24 protein-coding genes and 1 pseudogene are annotated in these 26,742 nt (G+C 49.7%); 7 read left to right on the top strand and 18 right to left on the bottom strand.

The window, feature by feature from the left end; translation table 11 throughout:
• The 7 genes and pseudogenes from B5F83_RS10620 to B5F83_RS02810 form a co-directional block, all read left to right on the top strand.
• On the top strand, window positions 1-452 hold a 452-nt coding region (locus B5F83_RS10620), incomplete at its 5' end, for a hypothetical protein (protein ID WP_158094132.1).
• A gap of 202 nt (window positions 453-654) precedes the next feature.
• Window positions 655-1,383: a polyprenol monophosphomannose synthase gene (locus B5F83_RS02835; RefSeq protein ID WP_087275507.1), complete on the top strand. Its 729-nt coding sequence runs from the start codon at window positions 655-657 to the stop codon at window positions 1,381-1,383.
• Window positions 1,384-1,407: 24 nt separating this feature from the next.
• On the top strand, window positions 1,408-2,775 hold the full coding sequence (locus B5F83_RS02830; protein WP_087275086.1) for an amidohydrolase family protein: 1,368 nt from the start codon (window positions 1,408-1,410) through the stop codon (window positions 2,773-2,775).
• Between the two features lie 40 nt (window positions 2,776-2,815).
• Window positions 2,816-3,886: a DUF3089 domain-containing protein gene (locus B5F83_RS02825; protein WP_087275087.1), complete on the top strand. Its 1,071-nt coding sequence runs from the start codon at window positions 2,816-2,818 to the stop codon at window positions 3,884-3,886.
• A 32-nt stretch (window positions 3,887-3,918) separates the two neighbouring features.
• Window positions 3,919-5,094 (top strand): fibronectin type III domain-containing protein, encoded by a 1,176-nt coding sequence (locus B5F83_RS02820; protein WP_087275088.1) that lies wholly within the window; start codon window positions 3,919-3,921, stop codon window positions 5,092-5,094.
• Window positions 5,095-5,161: 67 nt separating this feature from the next.
• Entirely contained in the window at window positions 5,162-6,343 is a 1,182-nt protein-coding gene (locus tag B5F83_RS02815) for a BACON domain-containing carbohydrate-binding protein (protein ID WP_087275089.1), read from the top strand.
• A 181-nt stretch (window positions 6,344-6,524) separates the two neighbouring features.
• A pseudogene (locus tag B5F83_RS02810) lies at window positions 6,525-8,068 on the top strand (RNA-binding domain-containing protein).
• 233 nt (window positions 8,069-8,301) lie between these two features.
• On the opposite strand, the gene B5F83_RS02805 reads toward B5F83_RS02810, so the two are convergent.
• From B5F83_RS02805 to B5F83_RS02720, 18 genes are all read right to left on the bottom strand, one after another.
• A complete protein-coding gene (locus B5F83_RS02805) occupies window positions 8,302-9,312 on the bottom strand; it encodes an electron transfer flavoprotein subunit alpha/FixB family protein (RefSeq protein WP_087275090.1) in 1,011 nt (336 codons plus the stop codon).
• A gap of 41 nt (window positions 9,313-9,353) precedes the next feature.
• Complete coding sequence (locus tag B5F83_RS02800; RefSeq protein WP_087275091.1) at window positions 9,354-10,136, bottom strand: electron transfer flavoprotein subunit beta/FixA family protein; 783 nt, start codon at window positions 10,134-10,136, stop codon at window positions 9,354-9,356.
• A 32-nt stretch (window positions 10,137-10,168) separates the two neighbouring features.
• Entirely contained in the window at window positions 10,169-11,308 is a 1,140-nt protein-coding gene (locus B5F83_RS02795; protein WP_087275092.1) for an acyl-CoA dehydrogenase, read from the bottom strand.
• A 38-nt stretch (window positions 11,309-11,346) separates the two neighbouring features.
• On the bottom strand, window positions 11,347-12,090 hold the full coding sequence (locus B5F83_RS02790; protein ID WP_087275093.1) for a beta-ketoacyl-ACP reductase: 744 nt from the start codon (window positions 12,088-12,090) through the stop codon (window positions 11,347-11,349).
• Window positions 12,091-12,140: 50 nt separating this feature from the next.
• Window positions 12,141-12,548 (bottom strand): MaoC family dehydratase, encoded by a 408-nt coding sequence (locus tag B5F83_RS02785; RefSeq protein ID WP_087275094.1) that lies wholly within the window; start codon window positions 12,546-12,548, stop codon window positions 12,141-12,143.
• Between the two features lies 1 nt (window position 12,549).
• Entirely contained in the window at window positions 12,550-13,206 is a 657-nt protein-coding gene (locus B5F83_RS02780; protein WP_087275095.1) for a 3-oxoacid CoA-transferase subunit B, read from the bottom strand.
• Window positions 13,207-13,226: 20 nt separating this feature from the next.
• On the bottom strand, window positions 13,227-14,015 hold the full coding sequence (locus B5F83_RS02775) for an OAM dimerization domain-containing protein (protein WP_087275096.1): 789 nt from the start codon (window positions 14,013-14,015) through the stop codon (window positions 13,227-13,229).
• A 1-nt stretch (window position 14,016) separates the two neighbouring features.
• Entirely contained in the window at window positions 14,017-15,570 is a 1,554-nt protein-coding gene (locus B5F83_RS02770) for a lysine 5,6-aminomutase subunit alpha (protein WP_087275097.1), read from the bottom strand.
• Window positions 15,571-15,597: 27 nt separating this feature from the next.
• Window positions 15,598-16,959, bottom strand: a complete 1,362-nt coding sequence (locus B5F83_RS02765; RefSeq protein ID WP_143822441.1) for a hypothetical protein — start codon at window positions 16,957-16,959, stop codon at window positions 15,598-15,600.
• 14 nt (window positions 16,960-16,973) lie between these two features.
• Window positions 16,974-17,993 (bottom strand): hypothetical protein, encoded by a 1,020-nt coding sequence (locus B5F83_RS02760; RefSeq protein ID WP_087275099.1) that lies wholly within the window; start codon window positions 17,991-17,993, stop codon window positions 16,974-16,976.
• On the bottom strand, window positions 17,990-19,237 hold the full coding sequence (gene ablA / locus B5F83_RS02755; protein WP_087275100.1) for a lysine 2,3-aminomutase: 1,248 nt from the start codon (window positions 19,235-19,237) through the stop codon (window positions 17,990-17,992). The genes B5F83_RS02760 and ablA overlap by 4 nt, the downstream gene beginning before the upstream one ends.
• A gap of 6 nt (window positions 19,238-19,243) precedes the next feature.
• Window positions 19,244-20,284 (bottom strand): zinc-binding dehydrogenase, encoded by a 1,041-nt coding sequence (locus tag B5F83_RS02750; protein ID WP_087275101.1) that lies wholly within the window; start codon window positions 20,282-20,284, stop codon window positions 19,244-19,246.
• Window positions 20,285-20,381: 97 nt separating this feature from the next.
• Window positions 20,382-21,209 carry a 3-keto-5-aminohexanoate cleavage protein gene (locus B5F83_RS02745; protein ID WP_087275509.1) on the bottom strand — a complete coding sequence of 276 codons (828 nt, stop codon included), beginning with the start codon at window positions 21,207-21,209 and terminating at the stop codon, window positions 20,382-20,384.
• A gap of 5 nt (window positions 21,210-21,214) precedes the next feature.
• Window positions 21,215-21,607 carry a hotdog domain-containing protein gene (locus B5F83_RS02740; protein ID WP_087275102.1) on the bottom strand — a complete coding sequence of 131 codons (393 nt, stop codon included), beginning with the start codon at window positions 21,605-21,607 and terminating at the stop codon, window positions 21,215-21,217.
• Between the two features lie 22 nt (window positions 21,608-21,629).
• Window positions 21,630-22,274, bottom strand: a complete 645-nt coding sequence (locus tag B5F83_RS02735) for a 3-oxoacid CoA-transferase subunit A (RefSeq protein ID WP_087275103.1) — start codon at window positions 22,272-22,274, stop codon at window positions 21,630-21,632.
• Window positions 22,275-22,424: 150 nt separating this feature from the next.
• The gene (locus B5F83_RS02730; RefSeq protein ID WP_087275104.1) at window positions 22,425-24,560 is read right to left on the bottom strand and encodes a Tex family protein; all 2,136 of its coding nucleotides are present in this window, start codon (window positions 24,558-24,560) and stop codon (window positions 22,425-22,427) included.
• 27 nt (window positions 24,561-24,587) lie between these two features.
• Complete coding sequence (locus tag B5F83_RS02725; protein WP_087275105.1) at window positions 24,588-26,363, bottom strand: chloride channel protein; 1,776 nt, start codon at window positions 26,361-26,363, stop codon at window positions 24,588-24,590.
• Complete coding sequence (locus B5F83_RS02720; RefSeq protein ID WP_087275106.1) at window positions 26,356-26,697, bottom strand: hypothetical protein; 342 nt, start codon at window positions 26,695-26,697, stop codon at window positions 26,356-26,358. Before B5F83_RS02720 ends, B5F83_RS02725 begins: the two co-directional genes overlap by 8 nt.
• Window positions 26,698-26,742 lie beyond the last annotated feature (45 nt).

Genomic DNA, 26,742 nt, shown 5'->3' with positions numbered 1-26,742 from the left:
CTTCCTTCTTCCGATTCAATGAACTTCCCCCGGCCGGAGGAGGCACCGAGGCCCCCCTTCCCGAACGGGACTGCAAAGGTAGCGCTCTTTGCCGGATTTCCAAACTTTTCAAGGACTTTTTTTCGACTTTTTTCGGTTTTTTTTCGATTTTTACCCGCCTGCCCCGCACTTTTCGACATTTTACCCCACCTGCCGCCGCCTTTCCCCTCGCTCCCCCGGGGCGCGGCACGCATCCGCAAGGGCAGACGACGGGCAAACACGGCATCGCCCTGCGACACATCCCCTGGGCACGCAACAGGACAACGGAGCCGAGCGCCCCACGGGGGAACGGACTGGGGGACTTCAGGAAGGAACAGGCACAGGAGAAGGACGGACATGAGGGAAACAGGAAAGGAAGGGAACACCCACCCCGTATCGAAGCAGCACTGAAGGAGAAGACTGCCGAGGCCTGAACGGCACGAGACCCCGCGACGGCACTCAAGGGCACGGAGCCGAGAAAACCACGGAACACGGACGGGAACGGACGGTGGTTCCGGCAAAAACCTCAAAAAAAGATATTTCTGACATCTTTTCGCCACATATACCATAATTAAAGTATTATTATGCTTGTCCGGCCGGAAAATTATTTATCTTTGGGGGAAAATACATAAAACCATGTGCGATAAAGTAATAATTATACCGACTTACAACGAAAAGGAAAATATCGAAAAAATGATACGGAAGATTTTTTCCTTGGATGAACCATACCATATATTAATAATAGACGACGGCTCCCCCGACGGAACGGCAGATATCGTGAAAAGGCTTCAGAACGAATATGCGGATTCGTTGTTCATGGTTGAAAGGAAAGGCAAGCTGGGGCTCGGGACCGCATATATTGCAGGCTTCAGATGGGCCATGGAGCACGGATACGAGTACATTTTCGAAATGGATGCCGACTTTTCACACAATCCGGACGATCTCGGGAGGCTATACCACGCGTGCAAGGACGAGGGGGCGGACCTTGCCATCGGCTCAAGATACTGCAACGGGATAAGCGTAATCAACTGGCCCATAGGAAGAGTCATCATGTCCTACTACGCATCGGCCTACGTACGTTTCATTCTACGGATGAAAGTATACGATACGACCGCAGGGTTCAAGTGCTACAAGCGGAAAGTATTGGAAACCATAGATTTGGACAACATACACTGCAAAGGATACGGCTTCCAGATAGAAATGAAATACAACGCATACAGATTAGGTTTCAAAATCCAGGAAGTACCTATCATTTTCGTAGACAGGAAAGAAGGGACATCCAAAATGAGCAGCGGCATATTCGGAGAAGCTTTCTGGGGAGTCATAGCCATGAGGATGAGAAAAATAAGACCGAGAAAACAATAGGACTGCCAATTTGAAAAAACTACAATGACAATCATCAGGAACGTAAAGATATTTTCGCAAGGCAATATCTGCCGGGGTGAAATCATCATAGACGGCAACGGCACCATCGCCGACATAATCCATGCCGAAGAAAACCCGTTTTACGAAAAGGAAAAAGATACCGTCTACGATGGGAAAGGTTTCCTGCTCCTGCCTGGAATCATAGATACACATGTACATTTCAGGGATCCCGGGCTTACAAGGAAAGGGGATTTGGAAACTGAAAGCAGGGCGGCCGCTGCCGGAGGGGTGACAACCGTACTGGACATGCCGAATACCCTGCCTCCTACCGTCAATGAAAAGGCCCTTTCGGACAAAATGGAAAGCGCAAGGGAAAAATCATGCATCCACTGCGGATTTTTCATCGGAGCCACTGAAGAAAACGCCTCGCACACGGACGATTTTACCGAAGCCTGCGGAATCAAGCTCTTCCTCGGTTCAAGCACCGGAAACATGGTCCTCACAGAGCGGGAATCCATAGAAAAACTGTTCCGGCAAAGAAAACACGTGCTCGTAGTCCACTGCGAGGATGACGGAATCATATCGGATAACATGAAGGAAGCTATAGAAAGGTACGGTGAAGACATCCCGTTCCGCCTGCATCCGTATATACGAAGCCGCGAAGCCTGCATCAAATCCACCAGGTACGCCCTTGAAATGGCCGTAAAATACGGGACAAGGCTCCACATAGCACACGTAAGTACGGCCGAGGAAGTGACAATGATAGCCAAAGCCAAGAGGCTCAATCCCGACATCACCGCCGAAACATGCGTAAACTACCTTTGGTTCGACGACTCCCCTTCCGGCCCCGAAGGCGAAAACATCTACGACATGAAGAAAGCTTTCGTAAAATGCAACCCGTCGATAAAGACAGAAAAAGACAGGAAAGCCCTGCTTAAGGCAGTAATAAACGGGACAATCGACTCTGTCGCGACAGATCACGCCCCGCATCTCGAAGAAGAAAAAATGCAGGCATACGGCAAAGCCCCTTCAGGAATGCCGTCAATCCAGCATTCGCTCCAGATGATGCTTACGATTTCGGAAAACGAGCCCTCGCTCACAATCGGAAAGATTGTGGAACTGATGTGCGGCAAACCGTCGGAAATATTTTCACTCGGCGACAGGGGACGAATCGCAAGAGGGCTTAAAGCAGATTTCGTACTTGTAAATCCGGAAAAATATGTCAGAGTCGTCAGGAAAATCCCTGAAATACGTGAAAACGACCTCGGGTATTCTGTCATAGCATATAAATGCGGATGGTCGCCAATCGAAAATGAAATCCTCCGCGGGGAAATAGTCGCCACCTTCGTAGAAGGAAAACCGGTGTATCAGAACGAAGCATATAACTTATAAGAAACATACAAAATAAAAATTACCATAGAAAAGTAACGACATGATAAAAGGAAACAGGAACTTGTTTTTCATTATTTTTACCGTAATCCTCCTCATTACGGGATGCAAAGGCATAAGGAATGACAGGATAGGGCATCTTCCAGCCGAACCGGACTACGGGAAAGACAGTTCCTGGTTTGTATCTCCGGCATACGGTGACAGCGACACGGCCGTGGCCAATGTGTTCTACATAGCCCCGACATGCATTTGGGACTGGGAAGACAGTACCGGGGGCAAATGCCATTTCATGGATATCTCCAATGAAAAACAGAGAAGGCTCGTTACGAACAACTCGCTTTTCCTTGCATCCATGCTTCTGGGAAAGGACTGCGACTTCTATGCACCCTATTACCGCCAGCTTACCATGGATACATGGATGGAAGACGAGGAAACCATTTCCGAAAGGTTTTATTATGCGATGGACGACGTATGCAGGGCTTTCGAATATTTTATCGTGCATATCAACAATGGCCATCCGTTCATCATAGCCGGCCACAGCCAGGGAGCAAAATGCGTAATAGAGCTTTTGAAACGCTGTTTCAATGACGAAATATACAAAAACCTCGTTGCGGCATACGTATTCGGATATCCTGTTACCGGAGAAGATATGGCGAACAGCCGGTTCATACGCCCTGCCGAGGGCCCATCAGATATCGGAAAGGTGATTGCTTACAACTCCGTTTCACGGCCGGAAGCGGTGTCAGCGATGTTTTCGGACAATGCGGCATGCATAAATCCGATAAACTGGAAAACAGATACGACATACGCACCGGCCTCCATGAATGCCGGAAGCGTATTTTTCAAACCGGACCGCACATCCGATACCCTATTCAGGCAAGTCGGGGCAAGAATCGACAAAAGGCTCGAATCCCTGGTGATTGACGGCCTCGATGATGACAAATATTTTATCGAAAGCGTATCATCCATTTTTCCGAAAGGAAATTACCACATCCAGGAACTGAATCTCTATTTCATCAATATCCAGGAAAATTTAAGGGAGCGTGTGAACGGCATCATGCACCGTACATCAAATCAAATTTGCAATTTACAAAAATTATCCATACCTTTGTAAATTGTAAGTTTACATAAGACCAAACACATTATATGAAAAATCAAATTATCATTCCGGCAATCATTTTATCGGCATTGATGATTGTCTCTTGCGGAAAGCAGGAAACGAATCCGGTCATGCTTGAAACTCCTGTTGCAAATATTTCGAATAGCACGGAAACTTCTTTTACAGTTTCCTGGGAGGCTGTAGAAAATGCAGCATACTATCTTTACATCTTCAATTCTTCCACACAAGGCACCACGGACGAAAACTCGATTGAGTTTACCGGTCTTACGGAAGGTGAAAAATACACCTTTATAATAAAAGCCGTTGCGGAAAAGGAAAGCGTATACCAGGACTCAAAATGGAGTACGCTGATAGAATACACTCTGCAAGCCGAAGATCCGGGCAATTCCGACAATCAGGATCCTGACAATCCGGACGACAATGAAGATCCTGACAATCCGGACGACAATGAAGATCCGGACGATCCGGTAGTACTGGACCCGGAAGTCGGAGATTATTATTTTTCAGACGGCACTTGGTCTTCCAAGATGGAATCAGGCAAAGAGGTAATAGGCATAGTATTCTGGACCGGCGATCCGGCAAAAGATGACAATGCCTTGAGAAACGACCATCCGGAATGTACGCACGGTCTGGTAGTAGCCATAGATGGAGACCAGTATGTGGCATGGCAGTCAGGATACGCCAGCTACGGCAAGACTGTCGGCGAATGGGTCGTAAACAATACAGAATATGAAAACATCGCCACATACTGCGAATCAACGGACAATCTAAACAAGATGCTCGGCTACAACAACACTAAGGCAATACAGGCATTCAACGCAGACCCGTCCAACAGTGCATGGCCGGTAGAAGCCGTACAGGCTGTAGACACATACAATGAGACACATCCAGCACCGGAAAGTTCCAGCGGATGGTACCTGCCGTCCATAAAGGAATACATCATAATGTGCTACAAGGAAACCGATGCTTATTTCGGCGTACTGCCCGCGACCAGCAACTACGACATGCTCAACCGCATACTCTCTTCAATCCCGGGGGCGCAGACCATAGGTAACGACGGACTTGGATTCTATTCTTCGAGCACAGAAGAAAAGGCATCCATAAATAATGCATACGCCATATCTTTCTGCCATGCGATGGTGGCCACGAATACAAAGGACAATGCTACGCTGTATTCGACCCGTTTCGTACTTGCATTTTAATGCCGTAGGTACATTTAATATGAAAAAATACACTTTTATATAACCAACAAACAAAAAACATTATCTCATGAAACGTATTTTAATTTTTATGTTGTCCTGTGTATCGGCAGCAGCCATCATAGGATGTGAAAAACAAATTGAATCGGAACCACCAGTTCTGTCCTCCGATGCAAAAGACATACATGTCACTGCTGAAGGCGGGACACAAACAATTACCTACAACATCGAGAATCCTGCCGAAGACGGGATGATAACGGCTTTGCCTGATTCAGAATGCGACTGGATTAAAATCACTGATACAGAAACCTCCGGAGTCATAACCTTTAATGTAGATAAGAACGAGACCGATGCGAAACGTGAAAGTAAAATAACAGTAACTTACGAATATTCCGGCGGCGACCCTCAGTCGTTCTCCGTAAATGTCAGCCAGGATTCCGGGGAAAATAATCCAGACCCAGATCCAGATCCAGATCCAGATCCAGACCCTAATCCTGGAGAAGATGTATTCACCATCACTGTAGACAATATTACCTACTCTACGGCACATATCCGCGTTGTCCCTGACGATGAGACCATGCCGTATATCGTATACGTGGATATGGCTTCGGAAATAAAGGACCTGAGCGATGATGAAGTTTTCCAGATGGACTATGATATAATAGTAGGGAATGCCAACGCATCGCAGATAACCATCAACGAATATCTGAACACTATCGTAAAACACGGGCCTCAGGAAACGACCCAGAAGTCACTTAACCCGGGAAATGAGTATGCCGTATGGGCTTATGGAATCGATTTGCAGGAAGACGGCACTCTGGTTAGATTGAGTAAGATTACAAGGGAGTATTTCACGACAGAAATCCCGCCGGTGACCGAAAACAGCATAACCCTTGAAGTGGAGTCAACCGGCACTACCCTCTCGGCTGTCGCTACCCCATATACAAACGACAAATACTACAATCTTAACTGGAACAATGAAAGCACCCTTGTTAATGCCGGTTATACGGACGGGACAGTTGCCGAAAGATGTTTCCAATTCGAATATGACTATATGATAAAGTATATTAGCTTCTATGCAGTGACAGATTGGGCCAATGTAAAGCAAGGTCCTGCTACAACATCGACGGTGATGACGAAGCCCGATACATATTACCTGTTCGCATATTTCATCAATAACGATGCAACAGCCGACGGTGAAATCATTCTCAAGACTATAGAATTCGACGGTGCGAATGTGACCATCCGCTAATAAATGACGATAAAAATCTTTCGGGATTTTTCATAAAAAAACTGAGGGTGACCCAAAAGTCAATGACTTTTAAGGGTCATCCTTTTTTTTTCAGAAGTGAATAGCGAGTTATTTCCGAATTGATTGATAAAGTAATTTTGTATTTTTGTATCAAATTATAATTCCACCAACCGTCAATAGTATGGCAATACCTATCAATATCGAAGACTTGCTTAACAAACGCAAGATAGAGTCTAACCGCATTGAGTTCAAAAAGGGATGGAATCCTGATAGAATTTATCGTACAATCTGCGCCTTTGCCAATGATTTTGACAATATCGGAGGTGGATATATCGTAGTGGGAATAGAGGAAGAGGAACGGACAGGAATTGCCAAAAGGCCGGTCACAGGTTTGCCAATCGAGGGACTGAACGATATTCAGAAAGACATGGTTGGGTACAATACAAGATAGAACCATACTATATGCCTCGTATTGATGTCCAAGAAGTTGACGGGAAGAGTGTTCTTGTGATATGGGCTCCTGCCGGGGTTAATCGCCCGTATAATGTAAGAGAGCGAGTTACGGCAAAACAATCTCCAAGCAAATGGTATGTACGGAGCGGGACAAGTACCATTGAAGCAAAAGGCGAGGTACTTGACGAACTCAGGGAGATGGCTAATAGGACACCTTTTGATGAAAGAGGGAATGAGCGGATTGAGATTTCGGATATCTCCCCGGCTTTGGTACTGGATTATCTTCAGACAGTGGACAGTCGTCTGGCAAATGACTTTGAAAACAAGCCATTTGTGGAAATACTTGATCAGATGGACTTGTTGACCGGCCCGACTGAGCATCAAACACTCAAAAATGTAGCGGCGATGATGTTTTGCAAGAATCCTGCGAAATTCTTTCCTACGACACAGGTGGACATCGTCATATTCCCTGAAGGTTGCATTGAAAATCCGAATAATATGATAGAAGTCCCGAAGATAATAGGGCCTGTTCCGGAAATGATCAAGCAGACTCTGGACTATATCCGAACCAATGTCATCAAGAAACGCATTATCAAGCCTAAAGACAAGGCGGAATCAATCACATTCTTCAACTATCCTTATCAGGCCATTGAGGAAGCTGTTGTCAATGCACTTTATCATAGGGATTATCAGGAGCGGGAACCTGTGGAAATTACTATCGAACCGAAAAAGATTTCTATCCTCAGCTATGCCGGGCCAGACCGCTCTATCAGTTTGGATGCCATTCATAAGGCTGAGCATCTGAAGTCACGCCGCTACCGCAACCGTCGTTTGGGTGACTATCTGAAAGAACTCCAGTTATCTGAAGGTCGTGCTACGGGGATTCCTACCATTCAGGACGAGTTACGCAAGAATGGCTCAGGCCCGGCAAAGATTGAAACAGATGAGGACAGAACCTATTTCTTGATTGAGATTCCTTGCAGGGAAGGATTTGAAAACTCCATTAATCCACAAAATGAGGCTATAAATGAGGCTATAAATGAGGCTATAAATAAAAACGCTCTGTCTGTTTTATTGGAGATTTCCAGATCTCCTCATATAAAGAGGAAAGCATTATTAGGACTGATTGATATTTCGAAGGCTACGTTGGAACGTATCATTAAACAACTGTCTTCTGAACCTTTAAGGCTGATTGAATACCAAGGCTCCTTAAAAACAGGCGGATATGTATTGACTGAAAAAGGACAGGAATACTTGGAAACATTGAGGTGACCTTTATTTATTCTGTGTCATCGTGGCATTGGGGCAAATCCCGAAAATGTTTCGTGGTAAGAATACGATAGAAAAATATGGCGGACAACTGCATCCTACTACACACAGCCGGATTTCAGATAAATAAAAAAGCCGCTGATTTTCAGCGGCTTCATTATGGTCCGTCCTAATTCATTGCAATCAGTTACGTTCTTTCACTTTCCATCTTTGAAAAATGTTTGATTTCAGTGCTTTTATTTCTGAGTCCTTTCCTTCTTCAGCCTTTCGGTCAGAAGCGGGACTATCTTATTGAGGTCTCCGACTATGCCGAGATCGGCTACCTTGAATATAGGGGCCGACTTGTCTTTATTCACGGCTATGATGAGATCCGACTCCTCCATTCCTGCAAGATGCTGGATTGCTCCGGAAATGCCGAGAGCGAAATATACATCCGGGCGGACAGTTTTTCCTGTCTGGCCAACCTGACGGTCATGGTCGATGATTCCGGCATCCACCATGGACCTTGAAGACGAAACTTCGGCGTCAAGGGTATCCGCAAGCGCACGGAGTTTTTCAAAACCTTCCTTGCAACCTACGCCGCGGCCTCCGGAAACGAGAATCCTTGCCTCGGAAATGTCCACCGCACCTTTATTTATCTTCACATTTTCAAGAAGCCTTACCTTGAACTTCGAAGGGTCGAATACTGGCCTGAATCTTTCAGTCTCGCCTTTACGTCCTGGCTCGGCAGCCGCTTTCTGCATGACTCCCGGCCTTACTGTGGACATCTGCGGCCTTGTTTCCGGCGACATGATCGTAGCCATAAGGTTTCCTCCGAAAGCAGGACGTGTCATCATCAGGTCCTTCGTTTCTTCGGATATCTCAAGTTTGGTACAGTCCGCCGTAAGACCGGTGCAAAGCCTTGCCGCAAGTTTCGGAGCGAGGTCGCGGCCTATCGTAGTCGCACCGAAGAGGACTATGTTGGGCCTGTTGGCATTGATGACCTGCGAAACTGCCTGGGAATACTGTTCCGTAAGGTATTCTTTCAATTCAGGTTCATCGATTACTATTACCTTGTCCGCACCGGCTTCTATCAGGGATTGCGCCTTGTGTTCGATTCCGCTTCCTGCCAGGATAGCCACTACTTTCTCACCGAGGGCCGCAGCCAGATCCCTGGCCTTGCCGAGAAGCTCCAATGCCACAGGCTGAACAACTCCTTCGCGCTGTTCAGCGAAAACATAAACGTCCTTATATAAAGTCTTATCCATTTTCCTACTGTTTTTCAATCGTTAAAGAATATATTTTTTCGTTAAAGAATATATTTTTCTTTCAGTTTCGACACAATCAAATCGACTGCTTCTTCCGGAGTGACTTCATATACTTCACCGGCCTGCTTCAGACCTTTGGCAAAAGCTTTGAACACCTTTGTCGGAGAGCCTTTGAGTCCGAGTTTGGATTCATCCACATCGATCTTGTCGGCAGTCCAGATTTCCACTTCACGGCCGTATGCCTCCACGATTCCACGTACCGACATGTACCTCGGCTTGAAGGCGGAAGCAAGGACGGTAAGGAGTATTGGCATACCCGTTTCAAGCAGCATATAGCCTTCTTCTGTTTCCTTTTTCACGCGGAGTGTCTTGCCACCGTCATACTCGAGTCCGGCGACGTACGAAATATGAGGCAGACCGAGGTGCTCGGACATTTCCGGGCCAACCTGTGCGGTGTCTCCGTCGATTGCCTGACGGCCGGTAATGATGATATCATAATCGAGCATCCTCAGGGCACCTGCCAACGCATTGGAAGTCGCGAGCGTATCGGCGCCTGCAAAACGCTTGTCTGTCAGAAGTATGGCCCTGTCGGCCCCCATTGCGAGCGCTTCGCGGAGCATATCGTCCGCCTGAGGAGGACCCATCGTTATTACGGTGACATTGGCTCCGAAGCTGTCTTTCAGACGGAGGGCAAGTTCAAGCCCGCCCTTGTCATCTGGGTTCATTATGCTCGGTACACCGTCGCGTATGAGAGTCCCCGTTACCGGATTTATCTTGATTTCGGTAGTATCGGGAACCTGTTTTATGCAAACTACTATATTCATGTTTCAATCTTCTCTTATAGGTTAAACATACATTATTTGAAGAGCTTGCCGGCGATAACCATCCTCTGGACTTCCGAAGTTCCTTCGTAGATTTCCGTAATCTTGGCATCGCGCATCATACGCTCGACAGGATATTCCCTCGTATAACCGTAACCGCCATGGAACTGTACGGCCTTGGTCGTCACCTCCATTGCGGTCTCGGCGGCAAAAAGCTTGGCCATGGCCGCATCGGCCGAATAAGGCACCTTTGCATCTTTCTTGAACGCCGCACTGCGGACAAGAAGGCGGGCCGCCTGGACCTTGGTCTCAAGGTCTGCCATCTGGAACTGTGTATTCTGGAAAGCCGAAATGGATTTGCCGAACTGTTTGCGTTCCTTAGTATACTTGACGGTCTCGTCCATAGCGCCCTGGGCTATTCCGAGAGCCTGTGCGGCAATACCTATGCGGCCACCGTCAAGGGTTTTCATGGCAACGCCGAAACCTCCCCCGAGTTTGCCGAGAAGGTTGGACTTAGGTATGCGGCAGTTCTCGAAAATCAGCTCGCAGGTAGCCGAGCCGCGGATTCCGAGTTTCTTCTCTTTCTTGCCGAAAGAAAATCCCGGAGTGTCCTTCTCTACTATGAAAGCCGATATTCCTTTGGTTCCTAATGACTTGTCCGTCATTGCAAAAATTATGTACACATGGGCATAACCGGCATTCGTAATGAATATCTTGTTACCGTTCAACACCCACTCTTCCCCATCAAGGACGGCCGTAGTCTGCTGGGCCGATGCGTCCGTACCGGCATTCGGCTCAGTAAGTCCGAAAGCCCCGAGCCATTCTCCTGAACAGAGCTTGGGAAGATATTTCATCTTCTGCTCCTCGGTTCCGTGCTCATAGATAGGCGCAACGCAGAGGGAGGTATGGGCCGAAAGCATTACTCCCGTAGTTGCACAGTTTCTGGAAAGTTCCTCTACGGCCATAGTATACATGAGGTTTGTTCCGCCGGCTCCTCCGTATTGCACCGGAATAGGAATGCCGAACAGGCCTATGCCTTTCATCTTCTCGACGGTTTCAAGAGGAAACCTCTCCTGCTCGTCTATTTCTGCGGCAAGAGGCGCGACTTCCTTGTCGGAAAACTCGCGTATCATCTGGAGGAAGAGCGCTTCTGTCTTGGTCAAATCAAAATTCATATCAAAAATCAATTAAATTTACTGTAACCTATCTTTCCTTATACAGTCATTCCGCCGTCCACGCTCAATGTAGCCCCGTTCACATATGAAGCCTCATCCGAAGCGAGATACAGGTATGCGTATGCTATGTCTTCAGGGTCTCCGAGACGTCCTACAGGCACCTTGGCCTTCATGCCGGCAAGCACTTCCTCAGGCATTGCGGCAACCATGTCCGTAGCGATGAAACCAGGGGCAACGGCATTGACAGTAATGCCTTTGCGGCCGAATTCACGGGCAAGGGTCTTTGTCATTCCGATGATGCCGGCCTTTGTCGCAACATAATTGGTCTGGCCGAAATTGCCGTAAAGCCCTACGACGGACGAAGCGTTCACTATCCTTCCGTAACCAGCTGCAAGCATGTACTCGGAAACGGCCTTGGTACAATAGAAAACTCCCGTAAGGTTGACATTGATTACTTCCTGCCATTGCTCGACGGTCATTTTCTTCATGGTACTGTCACGGGTTATTCCGGCATTGTTGATAAGGATATCTATCTTTCCGTAACGGTCATAAACCTTCTTCATGCCTGCCGTCACACCGTCGAAATCGCTTGTATCCACCTTGTCGTATGCGATATCGAGTCCCTGTCCGGCAGCGGAACGGACAAACTCCTCACCGCGTTTTTCGCTCCTTCCCCATACTGTAACCTTTGCACCTTCCCTGGCAAACAGAAGGGCCGTAGCAGCGCCGATACCGGCAGTCCCACCGGTAATGACGGCGACTTTATTTTCCAATCTGTTCATAATAATATTTTTTTTAAGATTATTTACTTGATTATTAATAATTTCTGTTTTTATACAAATTGCTCGTCATGTTTCAGCATGGCGGTACCGCTTATGCATTCCCTGCCGGTCTCGCAGTCCACAAGGGAACAGCTGACGATACCTATGTGTTTTTCGGGCTTGATCTCGGTGACTTCGAAACGCGCGACATAATCCCTGTCCACATACACGGGAGCAAGGAATTTCATCTGTTGCGACATGTAGATGGTACCGGGACCCGGAAAATCCATACCGAACACCTTCGAAAAGACGGCTGCTGAAAGGAAACCGTGTACAATCGGACGCTTGAACATGGTCTTTGCGGCATATTCGGCATCGAGATGGATTGGGTTGCAGTCACCGCTGACCTTGGCGAAACCGATTACGTCATCCTGCGTATAACGTACTTTCTGCTCGTATTTGTCCCCTGTCTTGATCATATCAGCACATGGGTTTTAAATCAGGTGAAACAATCAGCTTCGGTTCAGTGGCTTCCTGTACTTGCTCGACAGTGAATTCAGGATTGATTTCCACCAACTCTATGCCTTCCGGAACAATCTTCATCACTCCCATCTCGGTGATAATCATATCGACCTGTGCGGCAGCAGTCAAAGGAAGGCTGCACTCTTTCAGGATTTTGAGCTTGCCCTTATTGGTGTGCTCCATGGTGACAATCACCCTTTTAGCCCCTACGACAAGATCCATCGCGCCTCCCATGCCAGGAGTAAGCTTGCCCGGGATAATCCAGTTTGCGAGATTTCCCTTTTCGTCCACCTGCATCGCCCCGAGGAAAGTGGCATCCACATGCCCACCGCGGATAATGGCGAAAGATTCGGCGGAGTCGAAAGTGGAAGCTCCAGGGTTGAAGGTAATATAACCGCCGCCGGCATTTATCCTTTCAGGATTTTCCTCGCCAGGGGCAGGTGCCGGTCCCATCCCCATGACTCCGTTTTCCGACTGAAGGACGACAGAAACGCCTTCAGGAAGAAAATCGGGTATCATCGTAGGCAGACCTATGCCCAAATTGACGACATCGCCGTCATGCAATTCGAGAGCAGCCCTTCTGGCTATGACCTCTCTTATCTGATTCTTATCCATAATATTAAAATTTTAATTATTTATTTCATTCCTCTTTTTACAAATTCCTGCACGATGAACGAAGCCACATCGTCGGCGTATGTATTCATGCCGAAACCGGCATCATAACCGAGTTCCTTGGCAAGTTCGTGCGTAATGCGCGGGCCGCCGCATACAAGAAGCATCCTGTCCCTGAGTCCTTCCGCCTCCATGAGCTCCACGAGTTCCGTAAGGTTCTTGATATGGATGTCTTTCTGCGTAACTGTCTGGGAAACAAGAAGGGCATCGGCTTTCAGCTCAAGGGCCTTGGCCAGGAATTCATCGTTCGGCACCTGGCTCCCGAGATTGTATGCCTCTATCATTTCATACCTTTCCAGTCCGTAATGACCGGCATAACCCTTCATGTTCATGATGGCGTCTATGCCTACCGTATGGGCATCCGTTCCGGTACTTGCTCCAACGACCACTATCTTGCGCCCTATGTTCTCCTTTATATATTCGTCGGTCTCGTCCATCGACATGACGTTGGACTCCACCTTAGGCACGTGGATGGAGGTATAATCGACAGTGTGCGTGCAGCTTCCGTAACAATTGAAGAACGTATACCCTTCGGTGAGCTCCCGGTAGAACACTACCAAAGGATCGTTGAGACCCATTTTGCGGAGAAGCTGCTTGGCTGCCTCGACGGCTTCGTCACCTGCCGGAACCGGAAGGGTGAAACTTATCTGGACTTTCCCGTCGTTCATCGTATCGCCGTAAGGCTTTACTTTGGTAAGGTCGAGGGTCTTGTCGAAATCCTTGACCTGCATTGAATATAAACCGCCACTCATATTATTTTCTGTTTTTCATCAGTTCAATAAACGGATTGGAATAATGCGAACCCTTCATGCATACGCCTTCCAGTCCCTTTCCACCTGTCTTGGAGCGTTTGACATCAGCGAAAATCCCTTTTTCAAGGGCCGTGAACAGGCCTTCCCTGTCCATCTTTTCAAGCAATTCGATGGCATCGTCGAGAACCTTGGCCGCCCTTGTGCGGACGATTCCGCCTTCCCTGAACTCCATCTCGTCGCCTATGTTCTTCATATTGGTGAAGATGTATTTCGCGTTCTCTATCGAAAGATACCTGTCCGACATGAACGGAGTATGTATCGCCTCGGTAGGCATGCCGAGAAGCTGTATGCCCTGATGTGTCCAGATTCCCACCATATTGAACAGGGCGTCCTGGATATGGCCGCGGAAAATGTTTCCGGTCATGAATTTCGTAGGAGGCATGTACTTCAGGGTCGCCTTAGGGAAAATCTCCCTCGTCATTTCGGCCTGCGCCAGTTCGTAAAGGAAGCCGTTTTCAAGCATAGGATCCATTTCGAAGGCATGGCCGAGCCCCATCTGCTCCTCCGGAAGCCCCGCCAAAAGCGCAAGCTGCTCATTGATGATGTCCGAGGCAAGGACAGTATGGGCGGCCTCCACGGCATCCGCCGTTGTAAGATAATTGTCTTCGCCGGTATTGATTATGACTCCCGCATAACCGTTTATCACCCTCGAAAAATACTGGTCGATGAGGGTCCTCTGCATATTTATGTCCCTGAACAGTATCCCGTAAAGGGCATCGTTGAGCATCACGTCGAGGCCTTCGAAGGCGCCCATTATGGCTATTTCCGGCATGCAGAGTCCGGAGCAATAGTTGCAAAGCCTGATATAGCGGCCTACCTCCTCTCCTACTTCGTCAAGCGCCTTGCGCATGATGCGGAAATTTTCCTGGGTCGCATAGGTTCCGCCGAAACCTTCGGTAGTGGCTCCGTAAGGCACATAGTCCAAAAGGCTCTGGCCCGTGGTCCTTATTACCGCTATGATGTCGGCTCCCTGGCGCGCTGCGGCCTGTGCCTGGACTACGTCCTCGTATATGTTGCCCGTAGCGACTATTACATAAATGTATGGCTTTGGCCCTTCGCCGATGGTCCTCAGATACTCTTCACGACGTGCCCTGCGGGCCTTAATCCTGTCGAGGCTGGACTCGATTACAGGCCTGAGCACCTTGTCCCGCTCCTCCTTGGAGGCCGGCTTCGTACTGCCGAGGTCTATTTCGGAAGAAGCCACCTTTTCAGCTATCTGCTGAGGGTCCAGCCCATAGCTTATCATCGCATTCGCAAGATAAAACAGGACACCTTCCTGAAGGAGACCCTTGCTTTTCAGACTGTCTACCACGACGTTAGGCAGCGGAACTCCTGCCGAATCCACGCCATCGATACCCATAAGGCGGCACAATGTCCTTTCGACCGCCACGGTAGTATATTTTTCCACAAAATCCTGGACATTACGGGCAATCGACCCTGCAAGCTCCCTTGCGTGGGCGACTTTTCCGAAATCCAAACCCAATTTACTACTCATAAAATATCTTATTTTAACTTAATAAACCTATCTGTTGTCCGCAAAACGGCGCGCCAGATCCAGCCAACGGCTGTCGGCGCCCGTCCGACGGGCGGTATCTATCGCTTCGTGCGGTACTCCCGCTTCGCCTACGTCGGCAAGCGAGTAATCCATTTTTCCTTCGGAATATCCTTTGACCCTCAATTGACGGCAACGGACTCCGGCTATATCGTAATGTGTCGTAATGACGGCAGCGGTACCGAGCTCGGAAAAAGTCTGGACAAGGGCCGAAACAAGGGCGGTGCCCTCTATCGGGTTCGTAGTCCTTGCTGGTTCATCCACGAGCACCAACGGCTCACCGATGTTCCGCGCATACGCTATCGAGGCGTCTATGGCCTTTATTTCGCCGGCAAAGGAAGATAGCCCCTCCCGGCTGTTCTCGGCATCCCCGCTGATGAGGAACACTTCGTCCTTCGGCGCTACGCGGGCCGAGGTAGCGGGAACGGCAAAACCGAATTGCACAAGATACTGTGCAAGTGCGAGCATTTTAAGAACAACGCTTTTTCCGCCCATATTCATCCCGACGAGAACCGTGACCGGGGAAGAATATGAAAAATCTATCGGCTGGAAAGAACGTCCGCTTTCGGAAAGGCTGTCCGCAATCTGCGGATGGAACAGTCCTTCATATCCTCCCTTGCCTCCCCTTTCAAGCACTTTCGGGATGACATACCCCTTGTCTTCCATCATTTTCGCCTTGGCCAATATTATATCGAGACGTGCCAGCGAATACAGGGAGTCTTTCATGAGAGATGAAAAGGATTTCAGGGAGGCCGACAGCGAAGCGCGCACGGCTGCCTCCATTGCGGCGGCTTTCTCCTCGGCTTCAGCCCTTTCCTCCCCGCTGGCCCTTCTTATGACAAGCCTCAGTTCCGCAAGCCGGGGATCGTATGAATCGTAGATATAGAACGAATTTATGCCTAAACCGTCAGGGTCGAGCAGGGCGAGGACTTCCGAAAGGTCTTCCGGCAAAGGCAGACGGCATTCCACCCTGTCGCTGCAAAGATTCATCGGTTCAAGAAGCTCCCGGACCTTTGCTGAAACAAGTGCAAGATGCTTTATTTCGAAAAGTTCGATTTCATCCAGCACTTCTCCGTCCTCAAGCCTTGCAAATGTTGCCGTAATATCGCGCAATTCGCAGAGCCTGGCGGTGACGGATTCATATACGTCATAATCGTCCAGAACACGCACGGCTTCGAGGACGGATATATAGGAAGCCTTTATCTCTTCTGTGGACGTCATCATCGGGGTTTCAAGCAACAATTTCCGCGAAAAGCCGGAAGACAATTCCAGCCCTTCGAAATAATACCGGATTCCGCATTTGGAATCCACTATGTCCTTGAATCTGACCACCTGCCAAAAAACTTTCAACTGTCCAATCTAAATAAATCATAAACGGGAACCGGCAGTTTTTCCTCCAGGGCCCCGCAGAGCCTCGAAGAATCCAGGATAATCCCGTTCGGCGAAACAGGGTTCACGCATACTGCCAACAATCTGCTTGTCATAAGCATTTTGAGCATGATGCCGGCCCTTTCCATCCTCGCAACGCAGGAAGGCGAAACGAATACTTTCGTAAAATCCCTTGCCACTATTTCAAAACCGTCTCCCGCCCCGTCCGCAATAATCCGGTCCACAAGTCTGTCCGTAAGCGCCCCGGAAACATATATCCCGGCAAAACCTCGGGCCAGATTGTCCTTGACCGATGCAAGCGAAAGCGCCGACATTCCCGAAGGTACCTGCCTGATGCTTCCGTCCGTGCAGATGTTCCATATACCTCCGCCTTCGAGGCCGGACATCCGCTCATATCCGGGGCCGGAATATTTTTCTGCCATTATGAGACCGACGGTATGCGCCGTTTTCCTTACTAATTCGGCGATATTCGCGCTCAACGCCGCTCCGGTCGAAAGCACCATCGCTTCGCTTATGGCCGGGGATGCCGATGACAAACGGGAAATGGCACCGTCTATCAGTGTAAGTCCGGCACCCAGTGTCTCCATCTTCCTGATCCACCTTCCCAGGCCTTTTCCTGTAGAAGGGCCTGAGAGCAAAAGGTTTCCGTAATCCAGGGCCCTTGCCGTGACAACCCTTCCCAAAGCCGTGCTTTCATCGCTCACATCCAGAAGTTCCGAAAGTATGCGGCGCTGAAGGTAATGCTTTTCGCTTGTGGAGAACAGCATGCCTTCCCTGAGGAAGATTTCCGGCTTGGACGTCCCTGTCACGGAATCCGTCGTCTCTCCGTCCACACCTATGGAGGTTACGGCGACCTTCACCCTGCCGGCCGGAAGATTCCTGATGATATAGTTAAGGCACTCCGTCTTCCCCGTGTTCTTCTCCAGCCCCACGACAGAGACGGAGCGCGATTCCACTATATCATCTATCAATGTCATTTCTTATAGTTATGGGCCCTTTCCACCCTGTCGAGGCGGGCAGGCTCAATCGACATTTCCTTGCCCTCCAGCAAAGACTCCACACCTTCGGTACGGAGCCCTTCGCACTCAGGACAATGGCAGTTTTCATACTCCATCGGCTCGGTATAAGTGGTAATCACCCCTTCGAAATTCCTGAGCACTACCTTGCCCGGAGCCTGTGAAATAAGATACTGAGGCATCACCGGTATCTTTCCGCCGCCGCCCGGAGCGTCCACAACGAAAGTTGGAACGGCAAAACCCGAAGTATGTCCGCGCAACGACTCGATAATCTCGATGCCCTTGGATACCGGAGTACGGAAATGTTCCAATCCCATGGAAAGGTCGCACTGGTATATGTAATAAGGCCTTACCCTCATTTTCACAAGTCCGTGGACAAGTTTGCGCATCACACCGACACAATCGTTCACTCCGCGGAGAAGCACGCTCTGGTTACCGAGAGGTATGCCGGCATCGGCAAGTTTCGCACAGGCGGCAGCCGACTCTTCGGTAAACTCGTTAGGATGGTTGAAATGCGTATTGAGCCATATCGGATGGTATTTTTTCAACATGTTCACAAGGTCGTCCGTAATCCTCTGCGGGCAAACGACCGGAACACGCGAACCAATCCTGACAATCTCAACATGTGGAATCTGCCTCAAACGCGAGATGATGTATTCCAGGCGGGCGTCACTGACCATCAGCGCATCGCCTCCTGAAAGAAGCACATCCCTTACCTGAGGGGTCTTCTCGATGTATTCCAACGCTTTCTCCACACGCTCGTGCGAACTTTCGGAATCCGTATGCCCGGCGAAACGCCTCCTCGTACAATGGCGGCAATACATCGAGCACATATCGGTTATAAGCAGGAGCACACGGTCTGGATACCTGTGTGTCAGGCCGGGAACCGGAGAATCTATATCTTCATGGAGAGGGTCGAGCTGATCCGCTGCAACCCTGTGTGTCTCATATATGGTAGGGACAGCCTGACGTCGTATCGGATCATGAGGATCGTCCGGATTGATAAGGGACACATAATACGGGGTAATCGCCATCCTGAGGGTCTTCAGGGTCTGACGGACACCTTCTTCCTCCTCGGGCGTGAGATTCACGTATTTTTTCAAATCCTCTAAGGTCTCTATTCTGTTCTTGACCTGCCACTTCCAGTCATTCCACTGCTCGTCGGTCACATTCGGGAACAATTCCTTCCTTCTCGATACGTTCATATCCGGTTATGCATAAAGTTCTGTAAAAATCTTTCTGAGTTTTTCGCTTTCACGAAGAATCTGGAGCGTAATCTCAGCATGTCCCTTGGTATAACCGTTGCCTATTATCATGGTCACATCGCTGCCTACGCCTTCCGCGCCGAGAGCCGCCTTCGTGAAGCTCGTCGCCATCGAGAAGAAATAAACGAGACCGTCGTTCTTCGTGCAGAGGATGGATGTCATCTCTGTATCAGGAATGTTGACATTGTTGATGGTAAGGTCGCACATCTTGCCGTCGGTAAGCTCCTCTATCTTCTCCATTACAGGGACAGGCTGGGTAGCATCCGCGGAGAACACATAGTCGCAGAAACCGAGTTCCTGAAGCCTTTTCGTACTCTTTTCACTGTGGCACAGACCGATGACTTTGCCTGTGACTCCGGCGCGTTTCTTGGCTTCATAGCAGCAGAGCATTCCGGATTTTCCACCGGCGCCGATAATCAGCACAGTATCTCCCGGCTTCACGAGTTTGGCTGTCTGTGCCGGAGCTCCGGCTACGTCGAGGGCCGAAAGAGCGAGTTTTTCAGGAAGATCAGAAGGAATCTTCGCGTAGATGCCGCTTTCGAAAAGAATCGCCTTGCCGTCTATGTCCACCTGATCTATGTCAGCCCTGATTTCCTTAATCCTGTCGATACGGAGAGGTGTGAGCGAAAGGGACACGAGGGTAGCTATCTTGTCGCCTACCTTCAGGTCGGTCTTTCCTACAAGGGCATCGCCTATCTTTTCAACAGTACCGAGAAGCATTCCGCCCGAACCAGTTACAGGATTGCGGTGCTTGCCCTGTTTTGCCACTATGTCAAGCATAATCTCGGCTATCTTCTTGTGGTCGCCGCCGGCCTGCTGCTCTATCTGGGTGAAAGAAGCAGAGTCGATATTCAGAGTCTGTACATCAATAAGGATTTCATCGTCATAGATTTCATCCATATTATTGTCAATTCTGTCAGCCGGCTGTGGAAGAACACCTTTAGGAGATATTACCCTGTGCAGTCCGTATTTATTTCCGTGTTTCATATCAATAAAAATTTAATGTTATTATTTTTTGTTTTTTTAAAAATCCGTCAATGTATTAAAAAAATTTTACCGGATGGCTTGACAGACCGTTCCGGGATTATTTCAAAGGGGCGAGTCCGAGGATTTCGCGCGCCTCTGCCGGAGAAGCTATCGCACGCCCGAATTCACCGGCGAGCCTGACAACTTTCTCCACAAGTTCCCCGTTGGAACGGGCGAGCACTCCCTTGGACAAATAAACATTGTCCTCGAAACCCACACGCACATGTCCGCCGTCGATAATTGCGGCGGCCGCCAGAGGGAATTCGTAACGGCCTATCCCGGCCACGGTATAGGTCGCATCCTGAGGGATGCTGCCGCGCATGAAGGTGAAATCCCTGAGGGTACCGTCGATGCCTCCGTTGACCCCCATTACGAAATCGAAGTGCAGCGGAGCCTTGATGAAGCCCTTGCGGTGCAGTCTCAAAGCCATGTCTATCATGCTCTTGTCAAAGACTTCGAGTTCCGGCTTGATGCCGCGCTCTATCATCCTCTGTCCGAAATATTTTATGGTATTTTCGGTATTTTCGAAAATATCGTCCCCGCCGAAATTCAGGGTACCGCAATCCAAAGTGGCCATTTCAGGGAGCAGTTCCGTAGGCTGGAGACGTTCGTCATTGGTCATTCCCACGGCCCCTCCGGTGGAAGGCTGGATAATCACGTCCGGACAAACCGCACGGATAGCATCGATTACTTCCTTGAAACGTGCCTTGCTCTGCGTAGGCATACCGTCGTCCTCCCTGACGTGCAGGTGAATCAGGCTCGCACCGGCATCGTATGCCGATTTGGCTTCGCGGGCGCATTCCTCTACTGTATAAGGAACGGCAGGATTGTGCTCTTTAAGCACCTCGGCGCCGCAAATGGCGGCTGTTATAATCAGTTTTTCCATATCGCTTATTTTCTTTGGCATTTTTTAGGGACAACGCACGTACCGCTTGCACGGCAGACTACGACAGGTTCGGCAAGCACGTCGCATGCCGAGTCGGAAATATCCGGCCGCGGAGCTATCACCTTGCGCGCCTCGAAAACCATCTTCCTCGAAGTGTTCCCCTCGGAAACTATTTCGCCGACAGCTTCAATATAATCGCCTGCATACACAGGAGCTATGAATTCGACATTGTCGTATGCCTTGAACAGGCCTTCGTCTCCGTCCCTCATAATCAGGAGCTCTGTCGCCACATCCCCGAAAAGCTGGAGCATCTTGGCCCCGTCCACGAGATTTCCGCCATAGTGTGCGTCGTGGCAACTCATCCTCATGCGGATCATCGATTTGTAAACTTCTGCCATAAATAAATATCTGTTTAATTCATCATTTCACAATAAAATCCACGAAAATGCCCGGAGTATGAACCGATTCCGGCTCGATTGCACCGACAGGCACTATCTCAAGAGGTTCGGCTATTACAAGGTCGGCCGCCATGGCCATTATCGGGTTGAAATTCTTGGTAGTCCCCCTGTAATAAAGGTTTCCGCTTTCATCCGCAACCGAAGCCCCGAGTATCGCCACATCGGCGCCGAGAGGCATTTCCACGATATATTCCTTACCTTCGATTGTCATTGTCTGCCTGCCCTCGGCCGCCATCGTGCCGACCCCCGTAGGAGTGACTACTGCACCGAGCCCGGCTCCCTTGGCCCTTATCTTCTCGGCAAGGGTACCCTGGGGAATCAGATCCACTTTCAGTTCCCCGGCATTCATCTGGGCGATGGTCTCCGGATTGGTCCCTATGTGCGAAACTATCACACGCGAAACCTGTCTGTTCACTACGAGCTTGCCCAAAGACTTGTCAGGGAAAGCCGTATCATTGCAAATCAGGGTGAGCCCGCGGACTCCTTTTTCCACGAGAGTGTCTATGATCCTCTCGGGAGCGCCAGCTCCGAGAAAACCGCCCACCATAACAGTCATTCCATCCTTGATTTTGGCCACAGCCTCAGAAACCGAAATAATCTTATTCATAATATCAGCGAATTTGTACTAATTTTATCAATCAAACCGTAAAATTAGTCATTTTCGTTAAAATTACAAAGAATTTCAGGCGGTCCCGCAAAAAACCATTAGGAAAATATGGAAAAATATTAACAATGTTTAACCGGTGCACTGCGGAGGCTACCGGAGCAGCTCCAGAGAAATCCTCCCGCGTTCCGGTTCTGTGCCTATGACCCTGACACGCACTTTGCCGCGTATCTTCAGGGAAGACAGGGGACGGCCTGCCATGCGGGACACGTGAATCAGCCCGTTCTGCTTGATTCCGATGTCTACAAAGGCTCCGAAAGCCGTAATGTTGGTTACGATACCGTCGAGTTCCATGCCTTCGGACAAATCCTCCATGCTCCCTACGGAGCCGTCGAATTCCACGGTTTCCATGCCGGAACGGGGATCCAGCCCAGGCTTCGAAAGTTCCTTTATGATATCTTCCACCGTAGGCAGCCCCACGGAACCGGACACATAGTTTTCAGGTACGATTTTATTTATAAGCGCCTCATTCCTGATTAATTGGGAAACACCGACACCGAGGTCCGAAGCCATGCGCCTTACGACCCCGTAGGATTCGGGATGCACGGCCGAATCGTCCAGAGGGTCGTCGCCTCCCCTGATACGCAAAAAGCCGGCGCACTGCTCGAAAGCCTTCGCCCCGAGACGGCTGACTGACAAAAGTTCCCTGCGCGAGCGGAACGGTCCGTGCTCCTCCCTGTATCCGACTATATTGTCGGCGAGGGCCGGCCCTATGCCAGACACATACATCAGAAGATATTTTCCGGCAGTGTTGAGATTGACACCCACGCTGTTCACGCAACTCATGACTACGTCGTCGAGCCTTTCCTTAAGAAGCGACTGGTCCACATCGTGCTGGTACTGGCCCACCCCTATCGATTTCGGATCAATCTTGACGAGTTCGGCAAGAGGGTCCATGAGACGGCGGCCTATGGAAACGGCCCCGCGTACTGTCAGATCATAATCGGGGAACTCTTCCCGGGCGATATCCGAGGCTGAATAGACGGAAGCCCCGTCCTCGCTTACGGAAAACACTTCCACGTGCGGAGGAAGCCCCAGTTTTCTGAAAAACATTTCCGTTTCCCTTCCGGCTGTGCCGTTCCCGATGGCAACGGCCTCGATTGAATACTCCGCCACGAGGGAAAGGATTTTCTTCATCGAGACAATACGCTCGTTCCGTGGAGGGTGCGGATAAATCACATCGTCGGCAAGAAGTTTTCCGGACTCATCGAGGCATACGACCTTGCAGCCGGTACGGAAGCCCGGATCGACTCCCATCACGCGTTTTTCCCCGAGAGGCGGAGCCAGCAGAAGCTGGCGGAGATTGCTGCCGAAAAGCTCCACCGAAGCCAAATCGGCACGTTCCTTCGCTTCCCTTATTACTTCGGAAGACAGGGACGGCAGGAGAAGCCGTCTGTAGGAATCCTCCACGATTTTCCGGAAAACGGGAGCCAGGGCCTTTGAAGGAAAACGTTTTGCCTTGAAGATATCGTATTCTATCTTGTTGCATATTTTTACGGCATCCGCCTCCACCTTTACGGACAACACCCCTTCCGCTTCGGCCCTAAGCACTGCCAGCAGACGGTGCGGCGCAATCCGGTGCAACGGCTCGGAAAAGTCGTAATAGTTGGCATATTTCCCGTCCTTGTCCGTATCGGCGCCTTTTCTGGAGAGCGATGCCGACAGGATACCCTTTGAGGACAGGGCGGACCTTACGAAATCCCTTGCAGGCTTCATTTCGGAAATCCATTCGGAAACTATGTCGCTCGCACCGGAAAGGGCCTCTTCGGCATCCGATACTCCTTTCCCCGCATCGACATAATGTAAAGCTATCTTGTACGGATCGGCTACGGAAATCCCGAAAATGGCCTTTGCAAACGGTTCTAGTCCTTTTTCCCTGGCAACCGAGGCGCGGGTCTTCCTTTTCGGTCTGTAAGGCAGATAAAGGTCTTCAAGGTCCTTGGCGAATATGCAGGCGGAAATCTCCTTTTCAAGCTCCGGGGTAAGGGCTCCGGCCTCCGCAATGGTTGAAAGTACTGTTTCCTTGCGGCGCTCGAGTTCTTCGAATTTTTCCGAATAATATTTTATCCTGGCGACACCGTTTTCATCAAGGCCTCCCGTCCTCTCTTTGCGGTAACGGCTGATAAAAGGTATGGTCGCGCCTTCGGCCAGCAAATCGGCGCACTGTTCCACCTGCCACAGGGCGACACCGAGCTCGGAAGCTATATATTTTGTATAAATCTCTTTCATGGCAAACAATCAAATGTACAAAAATGCTCAATCGTGGGAAACCTGTTGCAGTTGCTTCCTGTAAGAGCTGAAAATCTTCGACTTGGAAACGAATCCGTAATATTTCCTGTCACGCCCTATCACCGGCAGGTTCCATGCTCCGGTGACTTCGAATTTCTTCATCACGGTATCCATGTGATCGTCTATGTAGACGTATTCTGGAGCTTGTTTAAGGAAATTCCACACGTGGAGTCTGTCGTATTGGCTGCGGTCGAACATCTTCGAGCGGATGTCCCCAAGTTCCACGAAACCCTGGAAACGCCCTTTGGAATCGACTATCGGGAAAATGTTCCTTGTAGACTCGGAAACGGTCTTAACCAAATCGCCCAAGGTATCCTCGACTTTCACGCACTTGAAGTCGTTTTCTATCACATCGGAAAGTTTCAGCAGGGTGAGCACCGCCTGGTCGCTGTCATGCGTAAGCAGCTCCCCTTTTTTCGCAATCCGCTTGGTATAAATCGAATAGGGTTCTATGCTCCTCGAAAAGGCGAACGAAATCGCCGATGTGAGGATGAGCGGAATCAGCAGCTCGTAGCCCCCGGATATCTCCGCAATGAGGAAGATGGCAGTCAGCGGGGCCTGCATGACACCGGCCATGGTACCGGCCATGCCGACAAGCACGAAATTGGGCTCCGGCACGCTGAAACCGAGCAGATTGGCGAAACGCGCCATCACGAAACCGGCTATACCGCCGATGAAAAGAGTCGGACCGAAAGTACCTCCGACACCGCCGCCGGCATTGGTGAAAGTCATCGCGAAAACTTTGAAAAACAGGATGCAGGTCACGAAGACGAGCAGCACCCAAGGGCTGTCCCCGAGATAGGAGAAAACCGAAAATTCGTCGAGGAGGGAATCGCTGCCGGACAGCAGCAGGTTTATCGACGAATATCCTTCGCCGTACAACGGAGGGAACAGGAAAATCAGGAGCCCGAGGCCTATGGCACACAGAATCCACCGTTTATATGGATTGGATATGTTCTTAATCCTGTCTTCCAACGACAACGTAGTCCTCGTAAAATAAAGCGAAACGGCCCCGCAGAAAAATCCGAGAATCACGTAAAACGGTATGTTTCCCATCGAGAACGGAAGGAGTTTCGCCGCAAAGGACGGTTCCTGGCCGAGAAATATGTACGACACCACCGTCGCCGATACCGATGAAAGCAGCAGCGGAAGGATGGAGGTCATGGATATGTTGAAAAGGAGGATTTCCAGGGTGAAAAGCACTCCTGCGAGCGGGGCCTTGAAGATTCCGGCGACGGCACCGGCGGCACCGCAGCCGAGCAGAATCGTCATGTTCTTATAGGACATTTTCATCAGCCTCGCCATATTCGAGCCTATGGCGGCCCCGGTATAGACTATCGGGGCCTCCGCTCCTACCGAGCCTCCGAAGCCTATGGTGACGGCGCTCGTAAGCAAAGATGCCCAGGTCTGGCGTGGTTCAATTTTGGATTCATTCTTGGAAACCGCAAGGAGGACCTTTGTGACCCCGTGGCCTACATCCCTCTTTATCACATATCTTACCAGAAGGAAGGAGACAAGCATGCCGATGCCAGGGAGGACCAGATATACGAAGTTCCAATTACCCGTGCTGAGTCCGGAAACGAAGTGCGCGAGATTGTCCACCATGAGTTTCAGGACCACGGCGGCAAGTCCGCAAAGGACTCCGACCACAAGGGCTATGATTATTAAAAGACGTTTTTCCGGAATCCTTCTCAGAGAGACCGGTATGGAACGCAGGATACGCAGTAATGAAGTATCATTCATCAGCCTCGCCTTCACTGTACTGGGCGATGTTGTCGTCAGGGAGCGTGTCCTCGCTCTCTTCCCCGCCGTTTCCGGCTTCATCCTCGCCGTTGAGCCAGTTTTCGACGTCATCGTAATCATCCGTCTTCACCTTTACCTTTACGAGATAAACGGCATCGGGAATCTCGACGGTGACTGCATAGAAAGACGAGCCGTCAGGCTTGTCATATTTTTGTATATCAGGAAAATAATCTGAATAGCCTTTTGGATATTTTTCGGCAAAGACCTTTGCCAATTCTTCCGACATTTTCTCATAGCTGACCACAGCACGCCTCTTGTTAATATCCTTATTCATAATTTCCGAATTTAAATTTCTGTTTTCGAATCTTAATTTTCCTGT

Origin of the sequence: Muribaculum sp. An289, from assembly GCF_002159555.1 — a bacterium.
Taxonomy (GTDB): Bacteria; Bacteroidota; Bacteroidia; order Bacteroidales; family UBA932; genus Merdivivens; species Merdivivens faecigallinarum.
Note: the sequence above shows the minus strand (reverse complement) of the source record. Positions and strands in the feature narration are given on the sequence as shown.

Excerpts from the sequence above, each read along its gene's own strand:
- B5F83_RS02785 (WP_087275094.1), bottom strand. The coding sequence starts at position 12,548 with ATGATCAAGACAGGGGACAAATACGAGCAGAAAGTACGTTATACGCAG.
- B5F83_RS02835 (WP_087275507.1), top strand. The coding sequence starts at position 655 with ATGTGCGATAAAGTAATAATTATACCGACTTACAACGAAAAGGAAAAT.
- B5F83_RS02735 (WP_087275103.1), bottom strand. The coding sequence starts at position 22,274 with ATGAATAAGATTATTTCGGTTTCTGAGGCTGTGGCCAAAATCAAGGAT.
- B5F83_RS02830 (WP_087275086.1), top strand. The coding sequence starts at position 1,408 with ATGACAATCATCAGGAACGTAAAGATATTTTCGCAAGGCAATATCTGC.
- B5F83_RS02795 (WP_087275092.1), bottom strand. The coding sequence starts at position 11,308 with ATGAATTTTGATTTGACCAAGACAGAAGCGCTCTTCCTCCAGATGATA.
- B5F83_RS02740 (WP_087275102.1), bottom strand. The coding sequence starts at position 21,607 with ATGGCAGAAGTTTACAAATCGATGATCCGCATGAGGATGAGTTGCCAC.
- B5F83_RS02745 (WP_087275509.1), bottom strand. The coding sequence starts at position 21,209 with ATGGAAAAACTGATTATAACAGCCGCCATTTGCGGCGCCGAGGTGCTT.
- B5F83_RS02780 (WP_087275095.1), bottom strand. The coding sequence starts at position 13,206 with ATGGATAAGAATCAGATAAGAGAGGTCATAGCCAGAAGGGCTGCTCTC.
- B5F83_RS02800 (WP_087275091.1), bottom strand. The coding sequence starts at position 10,136 with ATGAATATAGTAGTTTGCATAAAACAGGTTCCCGATACTACCGAAATC.
- B5F83_RS02825 (WP_087275087.1), top strand. The coding sequence starts at position 2,816 with ATGATAAAAGGAAACAGGAACTTGTTTTTCATTATTTTTACCGTAATC.
- B5F83_RS02730 (WP_087275104.1), bottom strand. The coding sequence starts at position 24,560 with ATGAAAGAGATTTATACAAAATATATAGCTTCCGAGCTCGGTGTCGCC.
- B5F83_RS02790 (WP_087275093.1), bottom strand. The coding sequence starts at position 12,090 with ATGAACAGATTGGAAAATAAAGTCGCCGTCATTACCGGTGGGACTGCC.
- ablA (WP_087275100.1), bottom strand. The coding sequence starts at position 19,237 with ATGAACGTATCGAGAAGGAAGGAATTGTTCCCGAATGTGACCGACGAG.
- B5F83_RS02775 (WP_087275096.1), bottom strand. The coding sequence starts at position 14,015 with ATGAGTGGCGGTTTATATTCAATGCAGGTCAAGGATTTCGACAAGACC.
- B5F83_RS02760 (WP_087275099.1), bottom strand. The coding sequence starts at position 17,993 with ATGACATTGATAGATGATATAGTGGAATCGCGCTCCGTCTCTGTCGTG.
- B5F83_RS02820 (WP_087275088.1), top strand. The coding sequence starts at position 3,919 with ATGAAAAATCAAATTATCATTCCGGCAATCATTTTATCGGCATTGATG.
- B5F83_RS02770 (WP_087275097.1), bottom strand. The coding sequence starts at position 15,570 with ATGAGTAGTAAATTGGGTTTGGATTTCGGAAAAGTCGCCCACGCAAGG.
- B5F83_RS02815 (WP_087275089.1), top strand. The coding sequence starts at position 5,162 with ATGAAACGTATTTTAATTTTTATGTTGTCCTGTGTATCGGCAGCAGCC.
- B5F83_RS02725 (WP_087275105.1), bottom strand. The coding sequence starts at position 26,363 with ATGAATGATACTTCATTACTGCGTATCCTGCGTTCCATACCGGTCTCT.
- B5F83_RS02720 (WP_087275106.1), bottom strand. The coding sequence starts at position 26,697 with ATGAATAAGGATATTAACAAGAGGCGTGCTGTGGTCAGCTATGAGAAA.
- B5F83_RS02750 (WP_087275101.1), bottom strand. The coding sequence starts at position 20,284 with ATGAAACACGGAAATAAATACGGACTGCACAGGGTAATATCTCCTAAA.
- B5F83_RS02805 (WP_087275090.1), bottom strand. The coding sequence starts at position 9,312 with ATGGATAAGACTTTATATAAGGACGTTTATGTTTTCGCTGAACAGCGC.